At 74.7% G+C, this 6,962-nt stretch carries 9 protein-coding genes; 5 read left to right on the top strand and 4 right to left on the bottom strand.

Features of this window, described 5'->3' with window-relative positions; all coding sequences use genetic code 11:
- The first annotated feature begins 237 nt into the window (after positions 1–237).
- The 4 genes from WDW90_RS23915 to cysC all read left to right on the top strand — a co-directional run bounded on the left by WDW90_RS23915 (position 238) and on the right by cysC (position 2,286).
- Positions 238–528, top strand: a complete 291-nt coding sequence (locus tag WDW90_RS23915) for a hypothetical protein (RefSeq protein ID WP_336489968.1) — start codon at positions 238–240, stop codon at positions 526–528.
- Between the two features lie 155 nt (positions 529–683).
- Positions 684–872 (top strand): hypothetical protein, encoded by a 189-nt coding sequence (locus tag WDW90_RS23910; protein WP_336489970.1) that lies wholly within the window; start codon positions 684–686, stop codon positions 870–872.
- A gap of 44 nt (positions 873–916) precedes the next feature.
- On the top strand, positions 917–1,321 hold the full coding sequence (locus tag WDW90_RS23905) for an acyl-CoA thioesterase (RefSeq protein ID WP_336489966.1): 405 nt from the start codon (positions 917–919) through the stop codon (positions 1,319–1,321).
- Positions 1,322–1,674: 353 nt separating this feature from the next.
- Positions 1,675–2,286: an adenylyl-sulfate kinase gene (gene cysC / locus WDW90_RS23900; RefSeq protein ID WP_431311113.1), complete on the top strand. Its 612-nt coding sequence runs from the start codon at positions 1,675–1,677 to the stop codon at positions 2,284–2,286.
- 28 nt (positions 2,287–2,314) lie between these two features.
- Here the strand turns inward: cysC and WDW90_RS23895 are convergent, their stop codons facing one another.
- Positions 2,315–3,946 carry an ATP-binding protein gene (locus WDW90_RS23895; protein WP_336489965.1) on the bottom strand — a complete coding sequence of 544 codons (1,632 nt, stop codon included), beginning with the start codon at positions 3,944–3,946 and terminating at the stop codon, positions 2,315–2,317.
- A gap of 340 nt (positions 3,947–4,286) precedes the next feature.
- Here WDW90_RS23895 and WDW90_RS23890 point away from each other — a divergent pair, with 340 nt between their 5' ends.
- Positions 4,287–5,318 carry a P1 family peptidase gene (locus tag WDW90_RS23890; protein ID WP_336489964.1) on the top strand — a complete coding sequence of 344 codons (1,032 nt, stop codon included), beginning with the start codon at positions 4,287–4,289 and terminating at the stop codon, positions 5,316–5,318.
- Between the two features lie 62 nt (positions 5,319–5,380).
- Here WDW90_RS23890 and WDW90_RS23885 read toward each other — a convergent pair whose 3' ends face one another.
- The 3 genes from WDW90_RS23885 to WDW90_RS23875 form a co-directional block, all read right to left on the bottom strand.
- Positions 5,381–5,719, bottom strand: a complete 339-nt coding sequence (locus WDW90_RS23885; protein WP_336489963.1) for a hypothetical protein — start codon at positions 5,717–5,719, stop codon at positions 5,381–5,383.
- A complete protein-coding gene (locus WDW90_RS23880; protein WP_336489962.1) occupies positions 5,716–5,922 on the bottom strand; it encodes a hypothetical protein in 207 nt (68 codons plus the stop codon). Before WDW90_RS23880 ends, WDW90_RS23885 begins: the two co-directional genes overlap by 4 nt.
- A 143-nt stretch (positions 5,923–6,065) precedes the next feature.
- A complete protein-coding gene (locus WDW90_RS23875; RefSeq protein ID WP_336489961.1) occupies positions 6,066–6,956 on the bottom strand; it encodes an EamA family transporter in 891 nt (296 codons plus the stop codon).
- Positions 6,957–6,962: the final 6 nt, after the last annotated feature.

The following is a 6,962-nucleotide window of genomic DNA, read 5'->3' as shown; positions in this document are numbered from 1 at the left end:
ACAGCGCCTCCACTCAGCCCTCGGGTACCGTACGCCTGAGCAGGCCGAGCAGCGCTGGGCAACGTAACCTCCGTGTCCACAAAAACGGGGGAGGATCAGATCCGGCCGGATGCGGCGCGCGGCCGCGCGAAACGGTTTGTGCGGCTCGTGCGTTCAATGCGACCGGGTTCTCATGCGGATTCTCGGGACCGCACTGGGTCGCCTGATCATCCGTCACCACACCAAGGAGTTGTGAACGTGCTGAGGAAACTCGTCCTGGCCGCCCTTCTGGCTCTAGGCTTCGCCGCGGCAGCGCCTCAGGCCGCGTCGGCCGCCCCCATCGGGCCGGGCCTCGCCCTCCAGACCGAGGCGGCCCCCGCCGTGGCCGAGAAGGCGCAGTACTATTACGGCCGCCGCTTCTACGGCCCCCGCCCCTACTGGCGCCGGCCCTATTACGGGCCGCGCCGCTTCTACGGCCCGCGCCCCTACTGGCGCCGGCCCTATTACGGGCCGCGCCGCTTCTACGGCCCGCGCCGGTTCTATTACTGATCGCACCACCCCGCGCAGCGGGGACGACCCGGCGGCCCGCCCGAGCCGCCGGGTTTTTTGATGCGCTCCGTCCCGCTGCCGCGAAACGCGAATCGCTGATATCCTGTCCCCGCGAGACGGCCGGCACCAGATCGGGCCGCTCGGAGGAACGCGCCATGGACGACACCGCCACCCGGGCCGCCGCGCCCCCGAACGGGCCGCCGCTCGATCTCGCCGCTCTCTCGAAGCGGGCGCAGCGCACACGCCCCGACGCCCTCTGGCAGACGATCCCGCTCGAATGCTTCGTCTGCGCCGCCGCCGTGATCGCGGCGGCGGGCCTGAAACTTGCCGGGCTGATGCCCTGAGGAGCGCGACGGGCGACGCGGAGCAGGCAGCGGGGTAGGCGGGCATGAACGGGACGAGGACGGAGCCGAGCGGCGACCTCACGGTGCGCACCATCGCGATGCCGGCCGACACCAACGCCAACGGCGACATCTTCGGCGGCTGGGTGCTGTCGCAGATGGACCAGGCCGGCGGCATCGCCGGGGTCGACCGGGCGCAGGGCCGCGTCGTCACGGTGGCGCTCGACGCCATGACGTTCATCCGGCCCGTGCGGGTCGGGGACGTGCTCTGCGTCTACACCCGGGTGGCGAGCGTCGGGCGCACCTCCATGAAGATCGAGGTGGAGGCCTGGGCCCGGCGCTTCTGCACGCAGCTGCGCGAGAAGGTGACGGAGGCGACCCTGACCTTCGTGGCCGTCGACGATGCGGGCCGCCCGCGCCCGATCCCGCAGGACGAGACCGCCGCGCGCTGAACTCCGGCGCAGCCCCGGTGCGCGGCGGCGGCAGCCAAGCGACCGCGCCCGGAGGTTCCGGGCGTCCCGTGTCCGCGTCGTGCCGCGCGCCCTTGAGCGTGGCGCAAATGCAAGCCTCCGGCCGAAAAATCGCCGCGGCGATCCACAGAGCTTTTCTCGGCCAGCACGATCTGACTAAAACGTATCCCGGCGAACGTTAAACCCGCACTCCGGAGCGTTGTCACGTGCACGTCCTCGCATCGAGCAAGGTTTCCGCGCTCCGCGTTACAGATAAAATTCGGACACAAACCGGAAACACTTTCCGGCAGACGCTTCTCCCGGTCCGCGAGGAGCGGATCCCGGCCGACCGGGCCGTGACGGAACAGGCCGGGCCTTGCGGCAGCCTCACCCCGCACGTCCTGCAGCCGCGGGAGAACCGCTGGGCCCGGCTCGGACAACGACCCGCCATCGCGTGGTTCACCGGCCTGTCGGGGGCCGGCAAGTCGAGTATCGCGAGCGCGGTCGACCGGGCGCTGACGGCGCGGGGCCGCCACAGCATGGTGCTCGACGGGGACAATCTGCGGCTCGGCCTCAACCGGGATCTCGGCTTCAGCGCGCGCGACCGGGCCGAGAACATCCGGCGCGCGGCCGAGACCGCGCGGCTGATGGCCGAGACCGGGCTGATCGTCATCGTGTCGCTGATCTCGCCGTTCCGCGAGGAGCGGGAGACGGCCCACCGGATCGCGGGCGACATCCCGTTCCTCGAGATCTTCATCGACACGCCACTCGCCGTCTGCGAGGCGCGCGACCCGAAGGGGCTCTACGGCCGGGCCCGCTCCGGCGCGATCCCGGACTTCACGGGCATCTCGGCCCCTTACGAGGCGCCGGCCGCGCCCGACCTCGTCATCACCACGCACGGCCGCACGGTGGAGGATTCGGCCGCGGCACTGATCCCGGAACTCCTGCGCCTCAGCGCCGCGGCCTGAGGAGCGCCCTGACCGGGCGGAGACGGTCTCACTCGGCGGCGAACAGCCCCCACGCCTCGCTCGACGCCGCTGCGCCGGACGCCCGGGCGCCGGGATCCTGCGCGGCGTTCTCCGGGACGGCCTTCTCCGGGACCGCGTTCTCCGGGGCGACCCTCTCCGCGGTCGATCTCGGGTCGCCGGGCGCGCTCTCGCAGCCGAGTGCCGGCAGCGCCACGATGCGGCTGCCGCGGACGTCGTTGCGGCACACGATGTGCCCGCGGCTCTCGACGTAGCCGAGGAGACGCCGGGCGCGGCCCGGCGAGCGGCTGCCGATCGCGCGCGCCAGCGCGGCGTCGCCGGGGCAGGGCTCGCCCGCGAGCGCCGCGCGCGCGAGCAGCAGGTAGAGTCCCTGCACCTCCTCGGGCATGGCGGAAGCCGCCTCTTGCGCCTGCGCCCAGCGCCCGTCCGCCTCGTCGGCGAGGGCCGCCTCGTCGAGCCCCGCGCGGGCGACGCTGAGCGCCCGGCGGAAGGCCGGCAGGCCGACGCTCTCGCCGTCGAGGCCGCGCATCCGGCAGCGCACCAGGTAATCCTGATAGAGCACCGCCACCGGGTGGCCGCCCGTGTCCGGATCGGCGACGAGGCCGCGCAGCACCGCCTCGCAGCCCGCGCGGTTCCCGGCCGCGTCCAGGGCCGGGGCGGAGGCGGCCGGCTCTGGCCGGTAGGCGCTGAGTTCGCGCATCAGGTCGGCCGGGGTGACCCGGGCTTGAGGCGGCGTGCGGGGCGCGCGCGGGAACGGGATGGGGGCAATCGCCTCGCCCTCGGCGGGCGTCAGGATCAGCGCCCGCAGATCCGCCTCGCCGGGCTCCGGCAGCGGGATGAGCTTCGGCGAGCCGGAGCGGGCCGCCGTCGCCACCGGGCCGATCCGGAGCGCCAGCGGGCGGCGGCTCAGCGCGGGCCCGAGCGCCACGAACTCGCCGCGCGCGAGGTCGCGGAACCGCTCGGCGCCGCGCCGGTCGAGGCCGAGGAGGTCGGCGGCGCGGGCCATGTCGATGTCGAGGAAGGTGCGGCCCATCAGGAAGTTCGTGGCCTCGGCCGCGACGTTCTTGGCGAGCTTGGCGAGGCGCTGCGTGGCCACGATGCCGGCCAGGCCCCGCTTGCGGCCCCGGCACATCAGGTTCGTCATGGCGCCGAGCGAGACCTTGCGGGCCTCGTCCGAGACGTCGCCGGCGGCGGCGGGCGCGAAGATCTGCGCCTCGTCGACCACGACCAGGACCGGGTACCAATGGTCGCGCTCGGCCTCGAACAGGCCGCCGAGGAAGGCCGCGCAGGCGCGCATCTGCGCCTCCATGTCGAGGCTCTCGAGGTTGAGCACCACCGAGACCCGGTGCGCCCGCACGCGGGCGGCGATCGCCTGCAGGTCGGATTCCGCGTGGCCGCCGTCGACCACCACGTGCCCGTAGGCCTCCGACAGGGTGACGAAGTCGCCTTCCGGGTCGATCACCACCTGCTGCACCTGGCCGGCGCTCTGCTCCAGCAGGCGCCGCAGCAGGTGCGACTTGCCCGAGCCCGAATTGCCCTGGACGAGGAGACGGGTCGCGAGGAGTTCCTCGAGGTCGAGCCGCGCCGGCTCGGGCGTCCCCGCCGCGCCCATGGTCACGCCCATCTCGATGCCGAACGCCATCACCGCTCCGGTAAATCCGCCGCCTGCCTGAGCCCCCGTGGCTCTCACCGGGAACGCGCGGGGCCGGCACCCTAACACGCGCGAGCCCGCCCCGTTTCCGCGCCGGCCCGGTGCATCCACAGGGACGGGCTCCCGGAGCACAGGATTGTAAGCTTCTGGTCCTAGGCTCTATGGCCTATGATCATTTACCTAGGCCAAGGCACCTAGGATTTCTCGTGCCCCCGCGCCGGCCAGGCCCGCTGGCCCGGTGCGGCCGGCCGTGCCAAGCTCCCGGACTGCCTCCGAACGTGGACGCGACAGCCAAGCCCGTCGGCTAGGCCCCTGCTCAAGGCCCTTGCTCATGAGCCGCAACAGCATCACCGACATCCCGGGCATCCGGGTCGGCCACGCGGGCGATGCGCGGCTGGCGAGCGGCACCACCGCGATCCTGTTCGATGGCCCCGTCACGGCCGCGGTCGACGTGCGCGGCGGCGGGCCGGGCACCCGCGAGACCGACCTGCTCGACCCCGAGCGCACGGTCGAGGGCATCGACGCGCTCGTTCTGTCGGGCGGCTCGGCCTTCGGGCTCGACGCGGCCGCCGGCGTGGTGGCGCGGCTCGCCGAGACGGGGCGGGGCTTCGCCATCGGCCCGATGCGCGTGCCGATCGTGCCCGGCGCGATCCTGTTCGACCTCCTCAACGGCGGCGACAAGGGCTGGGGCCGCTACCCGCCCTATCGCGAGCTCGGCTACGCCGCGGCCGCAGCGGCGGCCGAGGATTTCGCCCTCGGCTCGGTCGGGGCGGGCCTCGGCGCCCGGACCGCGAACCTCAAGGGCGGGCTCGGCTCGGCCTCGGACGCGGTCGCCGGCCTGCGGGTCGGCGCGCTCGTCGCCGTCAACGCCTTCGGGCGGGTGACGATCGGGGAGGGGCCGCATTTCTGGGCCGCACCCTTCGAGCGGGAGGCCGAGTTCGGCGGCCTCGGCTGGCCGGCCTCCCTGCCGCCCGACGCGCATGCCTTCCCGGCGCGCGCCCTGCCCGGCGCCAGCACGACGCTCGCCGTGGTGGCGACCGACGCGGTGCTGACGAAGGGGCAGGCGCGCCGCCTCGCGGTCGCCGCGCAGGACGGGCTCGCCCGGGCCATCCACCCGGTGCACACGCCGCTCGACGGCGACGTCGTGTTCGCGGTGGCGACCGGCCGGGCGCCCCTCGCCGACCCGATCGTCGACCTCGCGCGCCTCGGCGACGCGGCGGCGCGGACGCTGGCCCGCGCGGTCGCCCGCGGCGTGCACGCGGCGCGCGCCCTGCCCGGCCTGCCGGTCTCGCCCGCGGGCAGCCCGCCCGCCCTCCTGGGCCTGCCGCCGGCCTGGCGGGACGTGTTCGGCGGGCCGGGGTAGCCGGCTCCGGCGAAGCGGGTGCCGGTCCGGCAAGGAATGGCTCCCGGCCGCCCCGCCCGGCCTCAGGCCGGCCCGATCTCCGCGCGGGCATCCTCCACCAGCTGGGCGAGGCCCGCATCGACCTCGGCGGCGAGCATCCGGCGCTCGGCCTCGCTGAGGTCGCGGGCCCAGCGGGGCCCGGCGAACCCTTCCGAGCAGCGCGCCCGCTCGGCGGCGATGTAGGCTTCCGTCTCGGCGGGCCGCCCGCGCATGGCCTCGACGAAGCCGAACCAGGCCGCGCGCTCCACCACCGCGAGCCGGGCCCGCAGGCGGATCGCCACCGCCCGGTCGGGATCGACCCCGGGGTCCCTCCCGGCGTCCCTGTCTGGGTTCGTCTCGGGTTTCGTCCCGGGCTCGCTCATCGCCGCACCTCGCAGCGGGTCTTCACGTAGCTGCCCTTGTCGTCGCCGTGGCCGGCATTGGCGGCGAGCACCGGACCCTGGACGAGGCATTCCTGCAGGGTGTGGGCCGGCCCCGTGATCACGTCGAGGGCGGTCTCGCGGGAGCAATCGGGGGCCTGGACGGAGGACGCGCAGACGAGGGCGACGATGAGGATCTGGTTCATGACACCTCCTGGGCCTGCCGGGGCTCCGATGCGGGCGGGCGCAGGAGGCCGGTGGGCCAAGCGGGCAAGCTGGGCCAAGGTTCCCGCCGGCCCAAGGGTCCGCGTCGTCGTAGGGTCCGCGTCGTCGCAGGTGCCGCTCGTCCTCAGGGCGTCGGGCCCGCCCGGGCGGCGCTCGCGGTGCTGCCGGCCGAGGCCGCCACGATGCAGGCGATGGCGGCCCCCTGCCCCGGGGTCAGGCGCTCGCCCAGAACCGCCAGGGCGGCGAGCGCCGCCACCGCGGGTTCGAGGCTGAGCAGTACCCCGAAGGTCTGCCGCGGCAGGCGCTTCAGGGCGACCATCTCGAGGGAGTAGGGCAGCGCGCTCGACAGCACCGCGACCCCGAGGCCGACGAGCATCGAGCCGGGATCGAGCAGCGCGGCGCCGGCCTCGGCGAGGCCGAAGGGCAGCACCACGAGGGCCGCCACCGCCATGCCGAGGGAGACCGCCTGCCCCCCGTGCAGCCGGCCCGCCCGCTGCCCGAACACGATGTAGAGCGCCCAGCACAGGGCGGCGCCGAGCACGCAGGCGAGCCCGGTCGGGTCGAGGGCCGACACCGCGCTCCCCTGCCCCGGGACCAGCAGCAGGACGAGGCCGAGGGCCGCGAGCCCGATCCAGAGGACGTCCGCCGCCCGCCGCGAGGCGGAGAGCGCCACCGCGAGCGGCCCCGTGAACTCGATGGCGACCGCGATGCCGAGCGGGATCGTGCGCAGCGACAGGTAGAACAGGAGGTTCATGGCCCCGAGCACGCCCCCGTAGAGGGCGAGCGTCGCGACATCGCCCCGGCCCAGGCGCCAGCGCCAGGGCCGCCAGAGGGCGCAGAGGAGGAGCGCCGCGAAGCCGACCCGGTAGCTCGTGGTGCCGGCCGCGCCCACCGCGGGAAACAACTGCTTGGCGAAGGCCGTGCCGGTGCAGAGCGAGACGATGCCGCCGAGGAGCGCCGCGACGGGCAGGATCAGGGCGGCGCCACCGGGGCCGGGCGCGGGGGAGGCGGGCATGGCCGC

Source organism: Methylobacterium nigriterrae (assembly GCF_037106235.1).
Taxonomy (GTDB): Bacteria; Pseudomonadota; Alphaproteobacteria; order Rhizobiales; family Beijerinckiaceae; genus Methylobacterium; species Methylobacterium nigriterrae.
This window is presented reverse-complemented; position numbering and strand designations above follow the sequence as displayed.

Bases quoted from the DNA above. Each gene is read 5' to 3' on its own strand.
- WDW90_RS23910 (WP_336489970.1), top strand. From the start codon at position 684: ATGGACGACACCGCCACCCGGGCCGCCGCGCCCCCGAACGGGCCGCCG.
- WDW90_RS23905 (WP_336489966.1), top strand. From the start codon at position 917: ATGAACGGGACGAGGACGGAGCCGAGCGGCGACCTCACGGTGCGCACC.
- WDW90_RS23895 (WP_336489965.1), bottom strand. From the start codon at position 3,946: ATGGCGTTCGGCATCGAGATGGGCGTGACCATGGGCGCGGCGGGGACG.
- WDW90_RS23890 (WP_336489964.1), top strand. From the start codon at position 4,287: ATGAGCCGCAACAGCATCACCGACATCCCGGGCATCCGGGTCGGCCAC.
- WDW90_RS23885 (WP_336489963.1), bottom strand. From the start codon at position 5,719: ATGAGCGAGCCCGGGACGAAACCCGAGACGAACCCAGACAGGGACGCC.
- WDW90_RS23880 (WP_336489962.1), bottom strand. From the start codon at position 5,922: ATGAACCAGATCCTCATCGTCGCCCTCGTCTGCGCGTCCTCCGTCCAG.
- WDW90_RS23875 (WP_336489961.1), bottom strand. From the start codon at position 6,956: ATGCCCGCCTCCCCCGCGCCCGGCCCCGGTGGCGCCGCCCTGATCCTG.